The sequence below is a fragment of the Moorena sp. SIO4A5 genome (genome assembly GCF_010672005.1).
Lineage (GTDB): Bacteria > Cyanobacteriota > Cyanobacteriia > Cyanobacteriales > Coleofasciculaceae > Moorena.
Window position 1 is genome coordinate 42,529 of the sequence record NZ_JAAHHZ010000011.1, and the last position, 22,227, is coordinate 64,755.

Below are 22,227 nucleotides of genomic sequence, written 5' to 3' on the forward strand. Positions count from 1 at the left end.
TTATATACAAAGAGAGTACAAAGCAAATTGGTTAGTCTTAAGCGTAGACTAAATCAAAAATCACTAAGCTTTCTATCATACCACGAAAGACTTTTGCAAGAGGTATACTATTGTGTCGAACAACCCTGGTGGTCTAGGGTTGGTAAACCGATGGCTTGGCGAGGGGAAACCGTTGCGAGGGCAATGCCATTCTCAATGCTACAAATCCCCCACTGGACTAAATTCTCTACCCCTACCAATAATGGCAAGGTTGTCCCAGATAATGTCCCATCTGGTAGCCGTGCTGTCCCATTTTTGACCTCTATCTGGCGGGTGTCCCAGGGATAGACGCCATCGGGTAATCCTATTGGTGCTAGGGCATCGCTAACTAGAAAAATCCCTTGTTCATAACCCCCAGCACGGAGCAGCAATTGGATCATGGTGGAACAAACGTGCTGACCATCGGCAATTAGTCCACACTGGACACCGGGAGTAACTAGGGCAGCTCCGAGTAATCCTGGTTTGCGGTGATGGAGTCCTGGCATGGCATTAAAAGCATGGGTTACCATGGATGCCCCATGTTCAAAGGCGCTTTGGGCTTGCTCTGCTGTAGCTTGGGAGTGACCAAGACTAACGATTATGTTGCGCGATCGCAAATACGGAATCACCTCACCAATGCTATCTAACTCTGGCGCTATGGTAATTAGTTTAACCAGATTACCATAGTATCCCAAAACTTCCTTGACATTTTCAAGAGTAAGTGGTAATAGATACTCAAGAGGATGAGCTCCCCGTTTTTGGGGATTGAGAAAAGGCCCTTCTAGATGGACACCCAAGATGCGGGCGCTTGGGGTCTGGTAAGGTTGGGAAGGGATAAATTTAGCAAAGACAGAAAGCGATCGCTGAATCTTCTCTACAGAAGTAGTCACCAGAGTGGGTAAAAAGTGATCGACACCCTGATGCCAAAGGAATTGACAAATATCCTGGAGTAAAGGGATGTGGTGAAAATCCACATCGGTGAAGGCTAAGCCTAGCCCCCCATTAATCTGCAAATCCACACCCCCTAGGGAGACCCAATCCCCAGCAACGTCAAGGATAGCCGGGTTAGGAAGAGTTTCTAGCTTAGGAAGAGTTTCTGGGTTGGGTGCGATCGCGTCAATAATTCCATGAGCATTAATGTGAATATTCTGTAAACCGTGGTAACTAGGGACACGAGCATTGATAATATCTAGAGTCATTAGGGAATGTGGCGAAGTCTAATTCATCTACCATCAAACATGATCCATGACCAATAACCAACCGTTAATTGGGATTATTATGGGCAGCGATTCCGATTTGCCCACCATGCAAAATGCGATCGCAGTATGTGAAGACTTCGGTGTTCCTTCGGAAGTGGCGATTGTCTCCGCCCACCGCACCCCTGAACGGATGGTAAATTATGCCCAAAACGCTCACAAGCGTGGACTCAAAGTTATTATCGCTGGTGCTGGGGGGGCGGCTCATCTGCCTGGGATGGTAGCGGCCCTAACACCCTTGCCTGTAATTGGGGTTCCAGTGTCTAGTCGTCACTTGCAGGGTATCGATTCCCTATACTCAATTGTTCAAATGCCTGGGGGAATTCCCGTCGCTACTGTAGCAATTGGTAATGCCAAGAATGCAGGGTTGTTAGCAGTGCAGATTTTGGGGACTCATCAGCCGGAATTACTAGAGAGAGTGCAGCAGTATCGCCAGAATTTAGCCCAATCAGTGATGGAAAAGCAAGCATTGCTGGATGAGTTAGGTTATCAGCAATACTTAGGGCAGATGAGTTAATCTGGTTGCTGAGACTTTCAGAAGGTTAGCATTGAAAAAGGGCAAAAATACCCATTAAATTGCCATTAGGGTAAGCCACTATAGGGGGGATGTGACAGAAAATAATTCGAGGGCAATCCGACTCGTTCTACTACGTTAAGTTGGGGTATCTCAAAAGCATGCTACGGAAGGGAAGCATCTGTTATAAATGAGCCGAGACTAAAGGCCATAGGACTTACGAGGTTGAGTTTGGTGTTCAGCTGAAATACCAATACCCGATCCACACCAAATCCAACTCATGTCAACAAAAAATCTAGGAGGTAAATAAATTTAATGGAACATCGTGGTGTTACAGTATGGTTAACTGGTCTTAGTGGTGCTGGAAAGACCACTATTACTAAGGCATTAGAAGAAAAACTAAACGCCAAAGGATGTAAGCCCGAAGTCTTGGATGGGGATATCGTCCGTCAGAACTTAACCAAAGGACTCGGATTTAGTAAAGAAGACCGGGATGAAAACATTCGCCGCATTGGCTTTGTTGCCCATCTTTTAACCCGCAATGGAGTTATTGTATTGGTATCCGCTATCTCTCCTTACCGTGAAATTCGAGAGGAGGTCAGGCAAAGGATTGGTGACTTTGTAGAAGTTTATGTTAATGCTCCCCTAAAAGTTTGCGAAGGCCGAGATGTCAAAGGACTTTACAAACGAGCTCGTGATGGAGAAATTAAGAATTTTACTGGTATTGATGACCCCTATGAGCCACCATTAAATCCGGAGGTAGAATGTCGCACTGACCAAGAAGAATTATCAGAAAGTGTGGACAAAGTTCTGAAAAAGCTGGAAGAGTTAAATTATATTTCTAGTACTTGAAGCAGAATCTTTATACCTTAACTAAAGGACTCCACGTACACGCTTTGGAGTGGGAGTCGTATCTTGAGACAATTCTTGAGACAATTCTTGAGACAATTGTAGAACCTAATTATTATTCCTAGAGTATGCAAAGCCCGGTGTTAAGCCATCCTTCACAAACTATCCCAGCTCACGGTGGTCAACTGGTCAACCGTGTCGCTACACCTGAACAACGGCAGGAATTTTTGGATAAAGCTGAATTTCTGCCCAGAGTCACACTGGATAAACGGGCTGTCAGCGACCTTGAAATGATTGCTATCGGTGGCTTTAGTCCCCTGACTGGCTTCATGGCCAAAGAAGACTACGAATCAGTGGTAGACCGGATGCGTCTAGCCAATAACCTACCGTGGTCAGTTCCGATCACCCTCTCGGTTACCTCTGAAGTAGCTGCCCCTCTGCAAGAGGGGGGGTTAGTCCGTTTGGATGATACCAGTGGTCGGTTTATTGGTGTATTAGAACTGACAGAAAAATATTCTTACGACAAAACCCATGAAGCGGTGCAAGTTTACCGCACTGATGAAGACAAGCATCCTGGTGTGAAAGTCGTGTATGACCAGGGAGAGATTAATTTAGCTGGTTCAGTATGGTTACTGGAACGGTTACCCCATCCCCAGTTTCCCTCCTACCAAATCGATCCAGAAAAATCGAGAGCCATGTTCTCGGAACGGGGTTGGAAAACAGTGGTAGGTTTCCAAACCCGTAATCCCATTCATCGGGCTCATGAATATATCATCAAATGTGCTCTAGAAACCGTAGACGGTCTATTCCTTCATCCCTTAGTGGGTGCTACTAAAAGCGACGACATCCCAGCCGATGTGCGCATGCGTTGCTATGAAATCATGTTGGAGAATTATTTTCCCAATGACCGCGTGATTCTGGCAATTAACCCTGCTGCCATGCGTTATGCAGGCCCAAGAGAAGCCATTTTCCATGCTTTGGTACGGAAGAATTATGGCTGTACCCATTTCATTGTAGGACGAGACCACGCTGGTGTGGGAGACTATTACGGCACCTATGATGCCCAACACATTTTTGGTGAGTTTGAGCCAGGTGAGTTGGGGATCATGCCGATGAAGTTTGAGCACGCCTTCTACTGCACTCGCACCCAAGGTATGGCTACCGCCAAGACTAGTCCAAGTACACCGGAGCAGAGGATTCATTTATCCGGTACTAAGGTACGGAAAATGCTGCGTGAGGGAGAATTACCACCACCGGAATTTTCCCGACCTGAAGTGGCAGCAGAACTGGCTAAGGCAATGCACGAGAGGAGTTGAAGGTTGAAGGTTGAAGGTTAGACCGTTGAAGGTTAGACCTTTGAAGGTTAGACCGTTGAAGGTTGAAGGTTAGACTGTTGAAGGTTGGAGGTTAGACCGTTGAAGGTTGGAGGTTAGACCGTTGAAGGTTGGAGGTGAGGCGGTTATTTGGTTATTTGGTTATTTGGTTATTTGGTTATATTCCAAACCTTAAACCTGTAACCTTAAACCTATAACCTTAAACCTATAACCTTCAATCTGTAACCTGTAACCTGTAACCAAATAACCTTCAACCTGTAACCTGTAACCTGTAACCTGTAACCACATAACCTTCAACCTGTAACCTGTAACCTGTAACCAAATAACCTTCAACCTGTAACCTGTAACCTGTAACCAAATAACCTTCAACCTTCAACCTTCAACCTTCAACCTTCAACCAAATAACCTTCAACCTGTAACCTTGGCCTTTCGGCCACGCGCTTCGCAGCAAAGCGGGACGAAGTCCATCGCGTTAAACCTTTAACTAGTGAACTAGTGAACTAGCTCAACTGGGAATCCCACGGCTTGTGGCCGTGGGAGCGCCAATCCTGGTAGGCTGATAGCTGAAATCTGAAAGCTGAAGCGCGGATATGGGACTTAATCGCCGGACTTTTCTGCAAAAAGCTAGTTTGGGATTGGCAACATTAGGAGTAAGTGAAACATTACTATCCCTCCTAGGGAATAGTGGTTTAGCTGTTCCTGGAATAGACCGTTACTTCCAAGTATTAGCACAACCCCTTGGGCGAAAGTTAGCCCTACTAGTGGGTATCAACAAGTATCCTCGTAGCACAGTCTTGGATGGCTGTGTTACTGATGTAGAACTACAACAAGAACTATTGATTCATCGGTTTGGCTTCAACCCGAAGGATATACTGATACTTAAAGATCACCAAGCGACTCGCGAAAATATTGAAACGGCTTTTATTGAACATCTGACGGAGCAAGCGAAAGCGGGTGATGTGGTAGTCTTCCACTTCAGTGGCTTCGGTAGCCAGGTCAAGCTATCTCAAGGGTATCAAACCGATACGTCTGTTGCACTTCAAAATAGCTTGGTTCCAGTAGATGGGAGCCTGACCAAAAAAAAACCTAAGGTAGCCAACGATTTACTGGAAGAAACTCTAGTTTTGCTATTGCGATCGCTCTTCACTGACCAAGTCACTACAGTACTTGATACTAGCCACACGGTAGCTGATAGCCTCCTCCAAGGAAATATTAAGGTACGCTCTAGTACTAACCCACCAGCCCAAGAGGCTAGTCGGGACGAACTGGCTTTTCAAGAGCAACTGCGGCGGCGGATACAGGATTCTGGGAAAGGGATGGTAAACCAGAAATCGGTCTCGGTTGTGCCTGGATCGATGAATCCTATGGCAGGTCTGGTTCTCACCGCTGCTGAACCAAATCAAATGGCCATGGAGGCTAAATGGAATGGTTTCAGTGCTGGCTTATTTACCTATGCTCTTACTCAGTATCTGTGGCAGGCAATACCAACAACGACAAGTCAGGTGAGCCTGAGTCACGCTGGTGTGATGGTTAATCAACTGACAGGTACACAACAACAGCCCAGGCTAGGGGGTCAAAGTAGTCTTGAGCCAATACCTACCTATTATCTGCCCCCTGACCCTAGCATGGGAGCGGATGGTGTGGTCACCGCCGTGGAAGATAATGCTCAAACTGCACAGTTGTGGTTGGCAGGATTACCAGCAACAGTTGTGGATTACTATAGCAATAACTCTGTATTGGAATTAGTCGGTGCTAACTCGGGAGCCTCCCAACTACAAATAACCTCTAAAGATGGTCTGACTGCTAAGGCAAAATTTATTGGTGCTAGTACTGATAATAACAATCAGCTACAAGTTGGGCAGCTGGTGCAAGAAGCTGTCCGGGTGTTACCCCGTAATATTGGTATAACGGTAGCTCTGGATGGGAACCTAGAACGAATTGAACGAGTAGATGCTACCAGTGCCTTTTCTGGTATCTCTGCTGCATCGGTAGTGCAAGCAGGGGAACAACCTGCTGATTACTTGTTTGGCAAAGCACTCTCTTCCACAAATGCTGGGGGAGGGGGTTATGGAATCTTCTATCTCGACGGTCAACCCATACCCAATGGAGTTGGGGAAGCTGGGGTAGCCGTGAAGTCAGCAGCTATGGGATTGGCTGGTAAACTGAACACCTTGCTGGCAGCAAAATTGCTGCGACTAACTGCTAATGATGGGTCTTCCGGTCTAGGTATTCGGGTATCCCTACAGATGATTGAACCAGAGCAAAAGCTAGTGATGCAACTCGAAACATCACGGACGGCTTCCTCCTCACGGGTAGATTTGGTAGCTGAGGGTGAAGCTAAATCTCAGGCTGAGTTGACAAAAACTGTGGCAGAAGCAGGTGTTCCTATTTTGCCGGTAGGGAGTCGTCTCCATTATCAGATCGAAAACTACGGTGACCAACCGATCTATTTCTTGCTATTAGGCTTTAATACCAATGGCAATGCGATCGCACTATATGAACTGCCATTTTTGGAGACATCACAGACTTCAGAAAACTCTCCATCTATCAAAGATGCTGTAATTGCTCCTGGGGAAACCCTAACTCTGCCATCAGCCGTAGCTTCTGTTGGTGGGATTGTCTCAGGTCCTAGTGGAATGGTGGAAATGCAACTGATTTGCAGTCGCTCTCCCTTCACTGAGGCCAGTAAAGCTCTCGACGCTGTGCCATCTCGTCGCGGAATCGGAGCACCAATTGATGATTTGTTTAACCCCTTGGACGTAGCCAAGGCGGTGTTGCAAGACATACATGATGCTAGTGCAAATTCCCTAGATTCTTCCCTCAGTATAGCTGCTGATTCCTACGCCTTGGATGTCAATACTTGGGCAACTCTAAGTTTTCTCTATCGGGTGGTTTAATTTCAGCTTGTTAATTGTCAATTGCTAATTGGCAATTAACAATTGATGCATAAGTGTTTAAGAGGAAATAGGGAACAGGGAACAGGGAACAGGGGGAACAGTGTGAGGAGAGGGAATTTTTTTGTAAAATAACTAAGGATTTCTAGTTATTTTTTTGGTTAAACTATTATTATAACTGTGGTTATTTCAAAAACATAAATTTTATTTATTCTGAGTCATTAACCCTTCTTAGGTAACCTCGCTTTCCCAAACACTTGCTCCGGAGTAAGTTCCAAGCCTTCAAAAAGCGAATCAGTGATCAGCGCAGCTTTGGTATAAGTCCGTGGTGGCGCATCTGGATAAAAAACTGTGATACTTCTCGCCTGAGGATCAACAACCCAAACTCGTAATACTCCCGCTTCTAAATAATCAGTTGCTTTCTCGGCTAATTGCCCAAAGGTTTGTCCCGGTGAGATAATTTCAATGGCTAACTCTGGGGGTACTGGACAAGCCTCATCTTCTATAACTTCTGAGGGCAGACGTTGAACAGAAATGTAGGTTAAATCAGGTACAGGTACCCAGTCTTGACCGTGACGTTGCAAGGCTATTGTCCATTCTGGATTGACTTCACCCTTTTCCTGACACCACTGATCCAAAAGTGTATATAAAGCACCACTTACCCTAGCATGAAAACGTTTAGGAGACATTTTCGGTACTGCAACCCCCTCAACTAATTCATAGGTTACATCGGTCGAAGGCATTGCCAGAAATTCTTCCAGGGTCAGTCTAGTTTTTAGTTTTTGCATTTTTATAAAACCACGATATCATTATATCAAAACCCCACAATAATCCACCACAAACTAATCCCTAAAACTATCGTACTCACATGGTGTGGTAATAACAAACTAAAGGGTTGACGTCCTATCTTATGGGTCAAAAACAGGGATAAAAGTACTCCTGAAATTAACGTAGTTCCCTGCAAGAATGCAATTACTGCTGGATGGGCTACCAACACAGGTAATCCTTCACCACTCAATCCAAACGTAGCAAACATTACCGGTAAAATCCTTCCCCCTTCTCCTAAACCAAGCCGCCAATAATGAGCCAAATTACCAGCTAACACTAATGGTAAATATCCATAAGCTAATTTAACAAAATAACTCGGCTTACGAATTTCTTTTACCTGATATAATCCTACCATTATTCCTTGAGCCAATAGTGGGACAATTGCTGGTAAACTCAACACTGTTACCGAGAGCAAACCATGAGTCCAAAACTGACTCAAATCCCACCCTAACCCCAGGTTTTCTTGCAATTCTGGTAAACGGTGCAAAAACACTGCTCCTAACAATAACAATAACAAAGCTACCTCATAACTGCGAGGCACATGGGTAGTCCACAATTCAATACCTGGAGGACGTAAATTCACTTCTACTGAACGATGGGGACAGGCTTTCAAACAGGTCATGCACAACACACAATCCCGGTTATCTTCCAATTGTGCTGGGTGAGAGTACAAGGGACAGCCATCCGTTTCCATTCCCTCCCCTTTTTCGGGACCACCTTTATAACATTGATAGGTGCTACATTCCGCTGAACATATCCCTTGTTGTGCTCGTAATTCCGTTATCGATAGTTTAGCGAACATGCCATTCATGCCGCCAATGGGACATAAATAGCGGCACCAGAAGCGTCGCTCGAAAATAGCGGAACATATCATCGCACCCGCTGTAATTAATAACAGTAGACAAGCGGAAAGATAAGCGGTATTTTCCAAATCCCACAATTCTTCCCACAATAAAATCAAGAAGAATAAGCCAAACAAAAACCAACCTCCCCACTTTTGAGCCTGTTCTCGGGGCCAACGTTTTAACTTACGGGGAAATAGCCACAGGGATAATTTCTGAGTAACTTCCCCATAAATCATGAATGGACAAACTGCACACCATAACCTACCCACAAAGGGAAAACTAATTAATACTAAGGGCCACCACCACGCCCAGAATAAATTAAGCGCAAAGTTTTCTTGACGATTCTGGGGTCCGATAAATAAAATAGCAACAATAATCGCAAAAGCGGTTAAGGTAAAGCCATAATTAATCCGGTCTGGCCACCAAGGGCTGCGGAGAAAGCGACGTAACCCTGGATAAGAATTTAAGAGATTGAGACGGAATTTATTTTTCTTACTTTGGGAGGGCCAGATAATTTCTTCGGTTACTTCTGAACATCCTTCTAGCTGCACAATGGCTCGTTCAACTAAATTGTATAATTCCCTGAGATTATTGGGAAAATCATACGCCTGTAATCGCCGTAATGCTTCGGGAGTGATCCGGTTTTTATTAATACATTTAGCACGAGATATGATACTAATATAGTAGTTGACTATGTCACCAATGTCGGCTTTTCGTACCCGTAGTGGTGGTACTTTAATCAATTTTTCTGCCACCGAATCAATCTCTGGCAGTTTTCTCTCGGCAATCATGATAATCCGAGCCTGACTAGTAGAGACGTTGGCTGCTGCAACATCTGTATGTTCTGAGGTAGCGCGGTCTTGGGGGTCTCCCCCATGAGCGACTACCGGTTGGGAACGGTTGACTGGAGTATAGGTATTGGTTCTAAGTAAATTAGCGATTTCTGGAATAAGTTCTGGGCTAAGTTCTTGAATATTATTTAATAGTAGAGTTCCTTGACCTAAGGCTTCAATTAACCCAGGTTTTCCCCCTGCACGACCAAATAATTCTGCGACCCTGGCTTGTAATTTAGAGCAATCGACTTTAATCATGGCTTCTCGCCGATAGGGAGAACTAAAATGAATCAAGGCTGCTATGTTATCTTTTTCTAGTCCAGGTTCTCCGAAGATTATCACCGATTCGCGGTTTTCCGCTGCTTGTTTAACTTGCGATCGCAGTCGCACCCCATAGCGACTTTTCCCAATAATCCCCCGTTTAGCTTTACTAACCAGATACGGTCGTAAGATGGTTTGACGCTCTTGTTCATAGGCTAGCTGAGCGGATAACTCTTCTACTTCTTCAGCCAGTTGTTGGGAGAAAGCCTGGGTAATTTCTGGATAGTGTTCCACGAGTGCCCGAAATTCGGAAGCACTGACAAACCAAAACTGACATTCGTTGAGGGTAATTAAGGTTTGCTCAACAGGTTTGTTCAATAATAGAGCTTGTAGATTAATCACTGCCCCAGGGAGTAAACCCACAGCTTGCCAATCCTCAGTATTGCTTTCGATCCGACCTGAGCGGAGAATATATAATCCTGCGGGAGGGGTGTTGGCTAGCACTAAGGTTTGGTTTGCGGGCAAAATCCGCTCTTCCAGCTTAGGTGCTAGATTCTGTAACACCTCCTGAGTCAAAATACTCAGAGCAGTTCGTTGTTTTAGCCACGTCACTAAGTCTGGAATGGTCATGATTGGCTCTGGGATAAACAATGATGGGAAGTTCAGTTAATCAAAATATTATTATGGTTAGGAAAATTTTGTTAATTGTTTATTTTTAATTGTTTATTGTTAACTGAATAATAATTGGGAAGAAGCCCTTTCAAGCTCCCAAATGATAAGTAAATCTACAACTTTCACTATAATCTAGCTCTGGTCGTGCCTAACGCCAGAGCTAGCCCTTTGAAGAATACAATTTAGACTGCTATGTTAATTTATCCAAACGAGCACGGAGGGATTTGAACCCCCGACACCCAGAACCGGAATCTGGTGCTCTATCCACTGAGCTACGCGCCCTTATGCTTGAGTGACTATATCTTAGTTACTCTATCTTATTAGCTTTGATAATAGCACACTATTGCCAGTTTTAACTATACAGGACTTGAGCACCGAGAAGTGTAAACTGTTTGAAATCTGCCTTAGCAAGTGCCATCGGCTAGAGATAACTTGCCGGATCGACAGGTTCACCGTTCTTACGAACCTCAAAATGGAGGTGGGGACCGGTAGAGAAACCCGTAGACCCAACAGTTGCGATCGCATTTCCTCGTTTGACCGATTCTCCCTTACTCACCAATAGTCTACTGGCATGACCATAGAGGGTAGCAATACTGTCGCCATGGTCAATAATTACTGTATTGCCATAGCCACCATACCAACCCGCAAAAATTACTATACCGCTATCTGCTGCTCGAATAGTACTGCCATAACTAGCCCCAAAGTCAATTCCAGAATGGAACCGAGATGTACCTAGAATGGGGTGACGTCGCCAACCAAAACTACTGGTAATGGAGCCATTACTGGGATAAAGCAGCTGACCAGTATTAAAAACAAAAGTTTTGCGAAGCCTTGCCTTCCTAGCTGCCGCAATCTTGTTTTGACGGGCAATCTCTCGTTGAATCAAGATGACAAGATTTTTAGAATCTTCTGCTAACTGGGCTTGGGATGCTTCTAAAGCTTGTCGGTTAGAGTTAAGTCGGTCAATCAGTTGTTGCTGTTTCCTCAGCTGGGCTTCAAACTGCTTCTTTTTGGCTAGGAGTTGTTGTTTAAGTAGGGAAACTCGGTTTTTCTGAGCCTCTATCTCGGTTTTGCGTTGGTTAATGCTGTCGGCTTCAGCTTTTAAACTAGTTAAGATTTTCTGGTCTGTTTGATAGACTAACTTCAATCGGCGGCGTCGAGCCAGAAATTCGTTGATATCTTGACTCTTGAGGAGGAGATTCGAGCCAACTTCAGCATTGGGCTGGCGCTGTAGAAAACGCAGTCGAGCAATGATTGCAGCCCGATGCAGGTAATAGCTTCTCTCGGCAATTGCTAAATCCTCCTGCAACTGGTCTAGACGCTGGTTAGCCAGTTGGATTTGCCCATTGTAATCCTGGTTAGCGGTATCAGTGGACTTGAGATTAAGCTCAATCACACCCAGCTTCTTCTGGGCAGATTGCTCCACATTAGATATGCGATCGCTTTCCTTAATAATAGTAGACCGTTGCTGCTCAATATGTTGCTGTATCTGTTGCAGGGTATCTACTGCTCCTGGGTTTACTACTTCTGGGTTTACTACTCCTGGGTTGGGTGAGGGAGAAGTACTCCCTGGAATTGTGACGATTAGCAGCCAAAGAACACAGCCTAGACAAACTCTCCCTATCCCGTGTAAGCCATACCAATCCCTAACCTTACCAGACGGGTTGACGTTTTTGGTATAGGTTGCCCTTTGCCGGATTTCCTTAACCACAGACTATCTCAGTATTGTGAACAATCATCGAAAAAATTCCCGAATACAGCTGTCAACGGTTGTAGATCAGTTCTATATAAATTGATGCTGACGAAAGTTAAACACTCCTTGGATATTATCTACTACTACTGGCCGATAGTGAATAGTGAGGGGAAAGCATTAGTGTTGTCATTATGGGGACTGGTGTTTACTATTTAGGTATCGTAAGCTATCAGCTATCAGCTATCAGCTATCAGTTATCAGCTATCACCTATCAGCTATCAGCTAATCCGCTATGTGTCCCAGCGTCGTTCGCACAGCGTGGCCAAACGCGCCCCGCGTGGCCTAAAGGCCAAGGCCAAAGCCTGTGGCACGCTACTTGAGGTGCTTTTGAATAAAACAGGTAAGCATTGGAATAATGCTGAGTTACGTCAGCATCTCAAGTAGCGTGAGCCTTTGGCTGACGGCTGACGGCTGACCTCTGACCTCTGACCTCTGAATGCTTACATTTGAGCTGGGAAATTATACACGAAAGTAAACACCACAAACCCTAGCAACAACCTAAGCACAAACCTCAGTCCTCTAGTCTATTTAAGTAAGGGAAATCAAGTATACAGCGGGTTAAAATTCCGTGAAGTACAGTATATATCTCGTTTTTTAGCAGATTACAACAGGCAACATAAGACTTGATCGTTCTGTTTTCGGTTCCCCTTTACCCGTTCCCTAACTATTCACTTTGGGGGAATTTAGCCCTTTGTTCACTAAAACTGTTACTTTAGCCTAATTTTCGGTAACTCTGTAAATGTAGCTGATCTCAAATCCGGTCAACTAATTATTATATCCCTGATCGGGTAATTGGTAACTCGTAATTGGAAATGAGTAGTTGATGATTCCCCATTCCCCATTACCAAACATAGAGGGAATAGTTAACAAACCAGTAATTAACCGGATTTGATCTCATCAGAGTTTTCAGTCAATCAGACCGAATGAAAACTTGTAATTAACCAATATTAGGATAAAATTTAGTTATGACGGTACTAGCAGGATTTTACGTTTCTGGCGCTCTATACTTTTTTGCGATCTGGTTTCAAGCTTTCCAGAAAGACACTAATTTATCTCCTGAGCAAATCCGCATATCTTGGATAGTGTTGACGATAGCAACCGTTTTTTGGCCAATTGTTGCCCCGATTGCTAATCTGGAGAAGAGTTCTATAAAAAAAGCTTCTTTAGTTCAGGAACAAGATGTGGATGCTAATAAAACAGCGATTTCAGCTAAGCTATCCCGCACTTAATTGGTAAACCTAAATTGAATAATGCTGATATTATATTCGGTAACATCAGTATTGTAAAAATTGGGTAATGGTAAATTGGTAACTTTGATTACTCCCAAGCCATTACCCATTTTCATATCTTGCACTTGCACTTAAAAGCTCTAAAATTTAGTAATATTAATTCAGGAGCTTCGAGTCAGAATAAGTCAAAGTTATGTTGTTGGAATATAAGAGTTCTTAAGAGGTTGTCTGAGAAGTCTAATTTGCTACATCCAAGCCCCCGTTGGTCCCCCAATTTTGGGGGACTTTTAGAAGCAAATTGACTCTTCCCCCAAAGTTGCAGGGCTGTTTCATTCTCGCCAAAAATAGATGGGGAGATGGGGAGATGGGGAGATGGGGAGAATTTTGGACGAATAGTCGTGATTTTGGCCAAATTTATCTAACCCTCCTCGAAGGCCGAATCACGAATTGTTAGTCATTGGAGTTGCTTCCTCCCAACTAATTTGTCAGATTTTAATGACTAAATTGGCGGATTTTTCGGGAAATTTTAGTTGATTTCCCTATCCCCCTATCCCCCTATCCCCCTATCTCCAATAATCGTTAACTTATTAAAGTTTGAAACAGCCCTGCCCCAAAGTTGGGGGGCTAGGGGGGCAAAATGCAGTATCAAAAAACTTTTCAGATATCCTCTAAGCTGCAGATACGCGCAGCCTACTCAACCAACCATCAAGATCTGCCAAAGCGCGATCGCGATATGCTCCATACCGTTCTCGCTTATTCTTTATCCGCACCGCCAATTCGGGCAAAATCCCAAAATTTGGTGGCATAGGCTGAAAATGCTTGGGTGATGCGGAACTGATAAAGTCAAATAACGCTCCCATCATCGTAGTGGGTGGCATCGTTACCAGTTCCAATCCCAATACCAGTCGCGCCGCATTTGTACCAGCCAGCCACCCTCCCGCAGCTGCTGCTGTATAACTTTCTGTTCCTACCAATTGACCAGCTGCCAACAAAGTAGAGCGTTTTTTGAACTGTAGGGTTGGTTGCAATAACTCAGGAGCATTCAGAAAGGTGTTCCGATGCATCACCCCCATGCGCACAAACTCTGCTTCTTCCAAACCGGGAATCAGTCGAAATACCCGTTTCTGCTCACCCCAGCGCAAATTAGTTTGGAATCCTACCATATTCCACAGCTGACCTGTTTTATCTTCCTGTCGCAGCTGTACCACAGCATAAGGACGGTGGTGCTGATTTTCCGGAGCGCGGAAGTCTCCCTTACGGGCATCAAACAGTCCCACTGGCTTCAGAGGACCGTAGCGCATAGTATCTTCCCCCCGACGAGCCATCTCCTCAATCGGTAGACACCCTTCAAAAAACTTAGCAGTTTCTTGCTCAAAGTCTTTCAATTCCGCCTTTTGAGCTGCACACAGTTCCTGCCAGAAGTGACGATACTGCTCCCGATTCATGGGACAATTAAGATAAGCCGCTTCTCCTTTGTCATACCGGGATGCCATAAAAGCAATATCACGATTGATGGATTCCCCCACCACAATCGGTGATGCAGCATCAAAAAAACTAAAGTATTCTAAACCAGTGAACTGTTGCAGGTCTTCGGCTAAAGCAGGACTAGTCAACGGACCGGTTGTAAGTACCACCACCCCTGTGGTAGGAATTTGCGGAACTTCCTCCCGCTGCAACTCGATCAGGGGATGACTAGCTAAGGTTTCCGTCAATTCCCGACTAAATACTGCTCGGTCTACAGCTAAGGCACCCCCAGCTGGAACAGCATGTTGATCAGCTTTGCCAATAATAATTGAATCAAGGCGTCTCAATTCTTCGTGCAACAAACCCGCAGCGCGATCGCTTGATTTAGCACCAAAGGAATTGCTACATACTAATTCTGCCAATTCGACCGTATGATGAGCCGGGGATAGTCGCACTGGTCGCATTTCGTGCAACACCACTGGTACTCCAGCCTGAGCAATTTGCCAAGCGGCTTCTGTACCCGCTAGTCCACCACCGATAACATTTACTTGTTGTTTGTCATTAGTCATTATATAGCAAAGGGAACAGGGAATAGGGAACAGGGAGTCGGGAGTCGGGAGTCGGGAGTCGGGAGTCGGGAGTCGGGAGTAGGGAGTAGGGAGTAGGGAGTAGGGAGTAGGGAGTAGGGAGTAGGGAGTAGGGAGTAGGGAGTAGGGAAAAAAATCCTGTGTACCTGATTTCTATGACAACCACTTTATTCAATTGTTAATTATTAATTGTTAACTGTTAATATCCAACAATTCACAATTAACAATTTTCTAGTCTCAATTTTTACTTCTCAATGTTAAATTTTGACTAAATAGTTAACAACTTAGTGATTGTTCCTGGTACTGGCAAAATAATACTGACTAAAATCAACAAGGCTATAATTCCGCACAAATCTCGCCAGTTGTCAAGTTCGGAAACATCATTAAGGGCTGGTTCATCTGCCACTGGCATGAATAAAATAATAATTGCCCACAGGAGTAATTCTGGCTGGATAAATACTAGGAGCATCATTAAAAGCCGGGTAATTTGACCAATGGTCATACCAGTTCTTTGACCCAACATGGCATGGACGATATGCCCACCATCAAGTTGCCCCACTGGCATTAAATTGAAAGCAGTAACAACTAAACCGACATAACCAGCGACTGCCACAGGATGAAGGTTAATGGCTGTGTTGGAGACAAATTCACTGCCCAATGCCCATTTACTTAGTAAGGTGAGCAAAAAGGAAAATCGGGGATTGAGGGATTCTAGGTTCAAGATTCCTGAAGAGTCAGACAAAGGCACTACAGTGGAATGGGCTAATCCCCACATTAGGATTGGTAGGGTAACCACGAAGCCAACTAGTGGACCAGCAATGCCTATATCAAATAAGGCTTTACGGTTAGGAACAGGAGAGCGTATATGAATAAATGCTCCCAATGTTCCCAAGAAGAAAAAGGGTATCGGGATAAAGTACGGCAGAGTTGTACGCACCTTGTAAACCATTGCGGCAAAATAATGACCGAGTTCATGAATGCTGAGAATTGCCATTAAGGCCAGGGCATAGGGCAGTCCTTGCAGTAAAAGCGCTGGGTCAGTAAGGGGATTTTCTGACACTCCAGCTATCTGAGTGCCCATCCAGGTGGTGGTAAACAAGGTAATGAGCATCAGACCCAATGCTAAACCAGGTCGCGTTAATGATTCAGACCCCCTGTAAGGTTTGGTTGATTTTTTGGTATTGGGCACTAGAGCAAAAAAGGGTTTGCCGCTAAAGCTTTCTTGAAAGACTACGAAGAAGCGATCGCCAAACTCAGCTTCTATATTTGACCGCACGGTACGGTAGGCTTGCTCTGGGTTAGTGCGGAGTTTGCCGCGACACAACACTACTTGAGGTCGGTACTCAATATTTTGGAGATAGTAGATTCCCCAGGGAAAACAATTTCTCAGCTCTGTTTCTTCTTCTCTAGTGATGGGACGAAGGCTTGACTTTTCAGTTGCCGATGAAATTTTGGCGACCGGGTCTGAGGTAGTTGTTTTAGTCGGATTCTCTTTGGTCATTGTTGAATTGGGAGCTGGGCGTCCCCACTGAATCAGCAGCCAGTACAACGGCAAGCAAATGACAAATGGACCGAGCAATAGGGCTGGTGGTATTGGTGTGTTCTCACCATTGAACAGAGTCCAACCAATCCAGACTAGTGGTGGAATCATCATTACCAGCCACAGTAACCAGACTGGTGTCTGAGTGAGGCTAGCAACGCTTCGCTGGATAACGAAGTAAGTGATCACAGCGAGTAAAATAAATGTAAATGGGAGTAGCCAGAGTTCCATGATTAAAGATCACACCGTCTACTAAAAACTACAATTAAACTACAAGCATTGTGCAACCCGATACTCCAGCAAAAGGCGATTTTGATTTTACGCCAAGCGGATCGTCTAATCAGCAACCTGCTGCATCCAAGCCACCACGCCTTGTTCTAGATACCATTTTTGCTTTTCCACCCAATCGAGATACGTTAGGTGGTACGGCTTATATTATTGTAGGAAATTCCTTCAACCTATTGATTGATTGTCCTGCCTGGAATGAGACTAACCAACAATTTTTGCGTGAGCAAGGGGGAGTCTCATCACTGGTAATTACCCATCGGGGTGGTATTGGTAAAGCAAAGGAAATTCAGGAGAGTATGGGGTGCCAAGTCCTGATTCAAGAACAAGAGGCTTACTTACTGCCGGGATTAGACCTAGTTACATTTCACCAGGAGTTGACTATAAATCCCTACTGCTACGTCATTTGGACTCCTGGTCACTCTCCTGGTTCTTCTTGTCTTTACTACACTGGTGCCGGGGGTGTGCTATTTTCTGGGCGTCATTTGCTTCCTAGTAAACAAGGAGAACTGTTGCCCCTGCGAACCCCGAAAACATTTCATTGGCCGAGACAGATTCGGAGTCTGCAATCGTTGCTTGAGCGTTTTACCCCAGAGACTCTTCAATTTATCTGTCCTGGTGCCAATACTGGTTTTTTGCGAGGCAAAGGCGTGATTGACCAAGCTTATCAGCGTTTATCAGCAAGTTTGGGCGAAGTTTAAAAACCCAGAAGAGCTATATATCTGACGCCCTGACCCCCTGATGCTCTGACGCCCTAATCTACAGATAATCTAACTTGCCTTAGCAAGAAAAGTATCAGAGGTTAACAACTTGATTGCTTCCTGATACTGAGTATCTGCTTTTGTTCCCACTTCGCTCAAACTAATTGCTTCTAAAGGCACTTCCAAGTCTGGCTCAATCCCTAATTTATTAATATCCCGGTGATTGGGGGTCTCGTACTTGGCAACGGTAACTGCTAATCCTGACCCATCTATTAGTTCAAATAAGGACTGAATTAACCCTTTGCCAAAGGTTTTTTCCCCGACTAGCTTTGCCCTACCATTGTCCTGTAAAGCCCCAGCTAGAATCTCACTAGCACTGGCGCTGCCTTGATTAACTAATACAACCAAGGGGTCTTCCGTAAGAGCGTCACCATAGGCTTCAAAGCTACCAATGGTGCCTTGGCGGTTAACGGTGTAAACAATAGTGCCTTGATCTAACCAGAGGCGAGCAATTTCAATACCTGCCTGCAAGAGACCCCCTGGATTATTCCTGAGATCAAGAATATAGCCATCTGCACCCATCTCCTTGAGTTTAGCAACGGCGTGGGCAACTTCCATTGGGGCGTTGGCACTAAATTGAGACAGGCGAATATAACCGACTGGGTCTCTATTGTCCTGGGTATCGAGGACAGAATACACTGGGTTTAGGGAAATGCGATCGCGTACTATTTCCACCAATTTTGGCTGTTCTTTCTGGCTTTGAATCTTCAAGGTAACTGTTGTACCAATTGGTCCACGCATCCGCGCTGCCGCTTCATCTAGAGTCATGTCCCTAGTCAGCATGCCATCAATTTCTAGGATGTGATCCCGTGGTCGGATACCGGCTAAATCCGCTGGTGATTGAGCAATTGGGGTGATTACTTCTAACTGACCAGTTTCCACATCAATGGCAATTTGTAGCCCGACACCGGAGAGTTCACCAGAGGTGCTGATTTGCAAACTATGATATTGTTCAGGTCTGAGCAATCGTGTGAAGGGATCCCCAAGACTCCCTAACATTGTTTCTATGGCAGTATAGGTAGCTTCACGATTAGGCAGCCGCTTTTTCAAGGTCTTCTGACGTAACGACCACCAATTTTGATGGTTAAAGGTATCATCAACGTAGGATTGAGAGACAATCCGCCATGCTTGGGAGAAAAGCCTTTCCTCCTGAGAGAAGGCAGCCGCTTTTGGTGTCCAGCAGGCAGACAATAGCATGATTGGCAAGATTAGTAACAGTCCAACCCACAAGGATCGTTTGTGCATGATCAAAATTATTAGAGTACTTGTTAAGTTATATTACCTGTAACCGCTATCAGGTATAATATTAGGGCTGTAACCGCCAGAGTTTACGGCAAATTAATGAAGCAAGTCATGTTAAAATTAACATCATGTAACATATAGGCTGTATTCGTTGTAACTTAGGGAGTTGAAGACTCCGACATTCAACGTCTGACGGCAAAATCCTTTCGGAAACTCTGGCCTCATGTTTTCTAAGCAAATCACTGACTCGAAAGTATACGACTGGTTTGAGGAGCGTCTGGAAATTCAGGCACTTTCCGATGACATCACTTCAAAGTACGTACCTCCCCACGTTAATATTTTTTACTGCCTGGGTGGAATTACTCTAACTTGCTTTATAATCCAGTTTGCTACTGGATTTGCCATGACCTTCTACTACAAGCCGACGGTCGCTGAGGCATTTAGCTCTGTACAGTACATTATGACTGAAGTGAGCTTTGGCTGGCTGATCCGCTCTGTTCACCGCTGGTCTGCCAGCATGATGGTGCTGATGATGATTCTGCACGTCTTCCGGGTCTATCTGACTGGTGGTTTCAAAAAGCCCCGTGAACTGACCTGGGTGACAGGGGTAGTTTTAGCAGTAATTACAGTCTCTTTCGGTGTGACTGGCTACTCCTTGCCTTGGGACCAAGTTGGTTACTGGGCGGTCAAGATTGTATCTGGCGTTCCTGAAGCTATTCCCGTAGTTGGTTCTTTAATCGTCGAACTGCTGCGCGGTGGTACTAGTGTAGGTCAGGGTACTCTGAGTCGCTACTACAGCCTACATACCTTTGTTCTACCCTGGTTTATCGCTGTCTTCATGCTGCTGCACTTCCTGATGATTCGCAAACAGGGCATTTCTGGTCCGTTGTAAATCTGTACTGACTAAAAGTCAGGAAAGTGTTAAAACTAAATGCAAACCTTCCTGCTGCCACCTGCTTACCTTTACTTATTAAGGAGAATAATTTAAGCAATGTCAGTTCTTAAAAAGCCGGATCTAGACGATCCCATTTTACGTGCCAAACTAGCCAAGGGGATGGGTCATAATTATTATGGCGAGCCAGCTTGGCCTAATGACCTCCTCTACGTTTTCCCAGTGGTAATCATGGGTTCCATTGCTCTATGCATTGGTTTAGCTGTGCTCGATCCAGCTATGATTGGTGAGCCAGCAGATCCCTTTGCCACACCGTTAGAAATCCTCCCGGAATGGTATCTATATCCTGTTTTCCAAATTTTGCGGATTCTCCCTAATAAACTTTTGGGTATTGCTGCTATGGGATCAGTTCCCTTGGGTCTGATGCTGGTTCCCTTCATCGAAGGTGTTAACAAATTCCAGAACCCATTCCGCCGTCCAGTGGCAACTACGGTATTTTTATTTGGTACCCTAGTCACCATCTGGCTTGGTGTTGGTGCTACCTTCCCCATTGATCAGTCTTTGACTTTGGGTCTGTTTTAAGATAAGCCTAACCATCAGGCTGATCCTACAACTAGAGTTTGAACAAGACGTGAGACGCATTCCCCCACCTCGTCCAGGTGGGGGTTAGTCCACGCCAACAACAATAGCTAAAAACCTAAAACATCAATCAATCTATTGTCGTCTACATTTTTAGAGGTTAAAATATTAACTAACAATAGAATCATAGACTAGTGAAAACGCCGACCAAAGTCATCAGGACTGATAAATGGAAGCTTAATCCGTCTCCCGGACAAAAAATCTTGTTTTCGGAGACGGTTAAAGTTTATCGTCAGGCTTGTAGGTACTTAGTCGGTATTATCTATACTCATTGGTCTGAGCTTGGTGGCTTGACTGCTGTACAGCTAACTCCTGCTGTCGAAAAGTTGATGCATAAAACAGCCAAGCGTCCAAATATCAAATATCCACAATTCAACAAGGCTTTTTACAAGTTCCCTAGTTACTACCGTCGAGCTGCGATAGCATTTGCCGCTGGACAGGTTAGTAGTTATGTGACTCGATACCGTGAATGGCAGTCTGGTAGTCGAAAAAGAAAAGATAGCAAGCCACCAAGATTAAATGCTGATACTGGCTGCTATCCAGCTTTGTACAAAGGTCAATGTTACAAGCTACATGGTTTTGACCAAATCGAAATCAAGGCTTTTAATGGTAAAGATTGGGTTTGGACTACAGTTCAAATAACTGGTCTAAGAGAGCGTCATAAGATAGCTACAAACAAGATGATGTCCCCTTCGTTGATTTTTAACGTACGGTACTGTCATCTGTCTGTTCCGTTTACTTGCAAACCAGAAAAACGCCAGCCATTGGCTAACATAACTGCGGTAGATTTAGGGATTAATACTACCGCTACCGTAGCAGTTGTAACCCATAGTGGCACTGTAATCCATCGTGATTTTATTCATCTTGGAAGAGACATAGACCGCAGGGACAAACGACTAAAGTCCGTATCAGCAAGAGCATCGAAAACGATGGGAAAAGGAGGAAAACTACATAAAGGTTTTTGCTCTTTGACTTATCAAAAATGCCAAAGAATCAATAACCAAATTGGCCATATTGTTTCCAAGCGGATTGTTGAGATTGCTGAAAAGTTTAACTCGGAAGCCATTGTATTCGAGAATCTTAAAGGGTGGAAGCCCATTGGTGGACGAAAGCGGTCTAATTTAAAACAAAGATTCCACGGATGGCTCAAGGCAAAAATCCGCGACTTCACAGAAATGAAATGGGCTGAATTGGGTGGAAAAGTGATAGAAGTCGTTGCGTCTTATACCTCTAAACTTGCTTTTGATGGCTCTGGTACGGTTAAGAGAAATTCTCAAAAATACTCTTTGGCAACCTTCCCTTCAGGTAAGCGGTTTAATGCCGACTTAAACGGCGCTTACAACATCGGTGCTAGAGGTGTGTTTAAACTCACTCGCAGAAATGACGGTGAGGGTCGTTCCAGCAAAAGTTCTGGACGACCACCTAGAAGCTGGGTTTGCTTGTGTGATTTGTGGGCTGCGGCTAGCCCTAGATTAGCATAAGACACCACCACCTGGCTATCGCCACGCTACGCGAACGGTGATAACCAGGT

18 protein-coding genes and 1 tRNA gene are annotated in these 22,227 nt (G+C 44.7%); 10 read left to right on the forward strand and 9 right to left on the reverse strand.

Translation table 11 applies throughout. The features are described from left to right. Positions 1 to 107: 107 nt before the first annotated feature. The gene (gene nagA, locus F6K57_RS07210) at positions 108 to 1,217 is read right to left on the reverse strand and encodes an N-acetylglucosamine-6-phosphate deacetylase (protein WP_293066128.1); all 1,110 of its coding nucleotides are present in this window, start codon (positions 1,215 to 1,217) and stop codon (positions 108 to 110) included. 46 nt (positions 1,218 to 1,263) lie between these two features. On the opposite strand from nagA, the gene purE reads away from it, so the two are divergent. The 4 genes from purE (at position 1,264) to F6K57_RS07230 (ending at position 6,868) form a co-directional block, all read left to right on the forward strand. Beyond that, a complete protein-coding gene (gene purE, locus F6K57_RS07215) occupies positions 1,264 to 1,791 on the forward strand; it encodes a 5-(carboxyamino)imidazole ribonucleotide mutase (RefSeq protein WP_293024152.1) in 528 nt (175 codons plus the stop codon). Positions 1,792 to 2,103: 312 nt separating this feature from the next. Beyond that, positions 2,104 to 2,640, forward strand: a complete 537-nt coding sequence (cysC, locus tag F6K57_RS07220; protein WP_293024150.1) for an adenylyl-sulfate kinase — start codon at positions 2,104 to 2,106, stop codon at positions 2,638 to 2,640. 125 nt (positions 2,641 to 2,765) lie between these two features. Further along, positions 2,766 to 3,953 carry a sulfate adenylyltransferase gene (gene sat, locus F6K57_RS07225; RefSeq protein WP_293024147.1) on the forward strand — a complete coding sequence of 396 codons (1,188 nt, stop codon included), beginning with the start codon at positions 2,766 to 2,768 and terminating at the stop codon, positions 3,951 to 3,953. A 608-nt stretch (positions 3,954 to 4,561) separates the two neighbouring features. Next, the gene (locus F6K57_RS07230) at positions 4,562 to 6,868 is read left to right on the forward strand and encodes a caspase family protein (protein WP_293066133.1); all 2,307 of its coding nucleotides are present in this window, start codon (positions 4,562 to 4,564) and stop codon (positions 6,866 to 6,868) included. Positions 6,869 to 7,086: 218 nt separating this feature from the next. On the opposite strand, the gene F6K57_RS07235 is transcribed toward F6K57_RS07230, so the two are convergent. The 4 genes from F6K57_RS07235 to F6K57_RS07250 all read right to left on the reverse strand — a co-directional run bounded on the left by F6K57_RS07235 (position 7,087) and on the right by F6K57_RS07250 (position 12,015). Next, positions 7,087 to 7,653, reverse strand: coding sequence for a Uma2 family endonuclease (locus F6K57_RS07235; RefSeq protein WP_293029288.1), 567 nt, complete (start codon positions 7,651 to 7,653; stop codon positions 7,087 to 7,089). Between the two features lie 26 nt (positions 7,654 to 7,679). Then, positions 7,680 to 10,262 (reverse strand): sigma 54-interacting transcriptional regulator, encoded by a 2,583-nt coding sequence (locus F6K57_RS07240; RefSeq protein WP_293066136.1) that lies wholly within the window; start codon positions 10,260 to 10,262, stop codon positions 7,680 to 7,682. Positions 10,263 to 10,513: 251 nt separating this feature from the next. After that, a tRNA-Arg gene (locus F6K57_RS07245) sits at positions 10,514 to 10,586 on the reverse strand. A gap of 139 nt (positions 10,587 to 10,725) precedes the next feature. Beyond that, positions 10,726 to 12,015 carry a peptidoglycan DD-metalloendopeptidase family protein gene (locus F6K57_RS07250; protein ID WP_293066138.1) on the reverse strand — a complete coding sequence of 430 codons (1,290 nt, stop codon included), beginning with the start codon at positions 12,013 to 12,015 and terminating at the stop codon, positions 10,726 to 10,728. A gap of 300 nt (positions 12,016 to 12,315) precedes the next feature. Here F6K57_RS07250 and F6K57_RS07255 point away from each other — a divergent pair, with 300 nt between their 5' ends. Both F6K57_RS07255 and F6K57_RS07260 read left to right on the forward strand, forming a co-directional pair. Further along, positions 12,316 to 12,441, forward strand: coding sequence for a hypothetical protein (locus F6K57_RS07255; protein ID WP_293066141.1), 126 nt, complete (start codon positions 12,316 to 12,318; stop codon positions 12,439 to 12,441). Between the two features lie 581 nt (positions 12,442 to 13,022). Continuing rightward, a complete protein-coding gene (locus F6K57_RS07260; protein WP_293029301.1) occupies positions 13,023 to 13,286 on the forward strand; it encodes a hypothetical protein in 264 nt (87 codons plus the stop codon). Positions 13,287 to 13,954: 668 nt separating this feature from the next. Here F6K57_RS07260 and trmFO read toward each other — a convergent pair. From trmFO to F6K57_RS07275, 3 genes are all read right to left on the reverse strand, one after another. Beyond that, entirely contained in the window at positions 13,955 to 15,319 is a 1,365-nt protein-coding gene (gene trmFO / locus F6K57_RS07265) for an FADH(2)-oxidizing methylenetetrahydrofolate--tRNA-(uracil(54)-C(5))-methyltransferase TrmFO (protein WP_293066144.1), read from the reverse strand. After that, the gene (locus F6K57_RS07270) at positions 15,312 to 15,503 is read right to left on the reverse strand and encodes a hypothetical protein (protein ID WP_293066187.1); all 192 of its coding nucleotides are present in this window, start codon (positions 15,501 to 15,503) and stop codon (positions 15,312 to 15,314) included. The genes trmFO and F6K57_RS07270 overlap by 8 nt, the downstream gene beginning before the upstream one ends. 102 nt (positions 15,504 to 15,605) lie before the next feature. Next, a complete protein-coding gene (locus F6K57_RS07275) occupies positions 15,606 to 17,108 on the reverse strand; it encodes a site-2 protease family protein (protein ID WP_293066147.1) in 1,503 nt (500 codons plus the stop codon). A gap of 50 nt (positions 17,109 to 17,158) precedes the next feature. Here F6K57_RS07275 and F6K57_RS07280 point away from each other — a divergent pair, with 50 nt between their 5' ends. Continuing rightward, a complete protein-coding gene (locus F6K57_RS07280; protein WP_293047662.1) occupies positions 17,159 to 17,863 on the forward strand; it encodes an MBL fold metallo-hydrolase in 705 nt (234 codons plus the stop codon). Between the two features lie 69 nt (positions 17,864 to 17,932). On the opposite strand, the gene ctpA is transcribed toward F6K57_RS07280, so the two are convergent. After that, positions 17,933 to 19,168, reverse strand: coding sequence for a carboxyl-terminal processing protease CtpA (gene ctpA / locus F6K57_RS07285; RefSeq protein WP_293019720.1), 1,236 nt, complete (start codon positions 19,166 to 19,168; stop codon positions 17,933 to 17,935). A gap of 220 nt (positions 19,169 to 19,388) precedes the next feature. Between ctpA and petB the strand changes: the two genes are divergently transcribed. The 3 genes from petB (at position 19,389) to F6K57_RS07300 (ending at position 22,177) form a co-directional block, all read left to right on the forward strand. Next, positions 19,389 to 20,057, forward strand: coding sequence for a cytochrome b6 (petB, locus tag F6K57_RS07290; protein WP_070391575.1), 669 nt, complete (start codon positions 19,389 to 19,391; stop codon positions 20,055 to 20,057). Positions 20,058 to 20,156: 99 nt separating this feature from the next. Then, positions 20,157 to 20,639 carry a cytochrome b6-f complex subunit IV gene (petD, locus tag F6K57_RS07295; protein WP_075897229.1) on the forward strand — a complete coding sequence of 161 codons (483 nt, stop codon included), beginning with the start codon at positions 20,157 to 20,159 and terminating at the stop codon, positions 20,637 to 20,639. Between the two features lie 191 nt (positions 20,640 to 20,830). Next, positions 20,831 to 22,177, forward strand: coding sequence for a transposase (locus tag F6K57_RS07300; protein ID WP_293019724.1), 1,347 nt, complete (start codon positions 20,831 to 20,833; stop codon positions 22,175 to 22,177). The last annotated feature ends 50 nt before the right edge of the window (positions 22,178 to 22,227 follow it).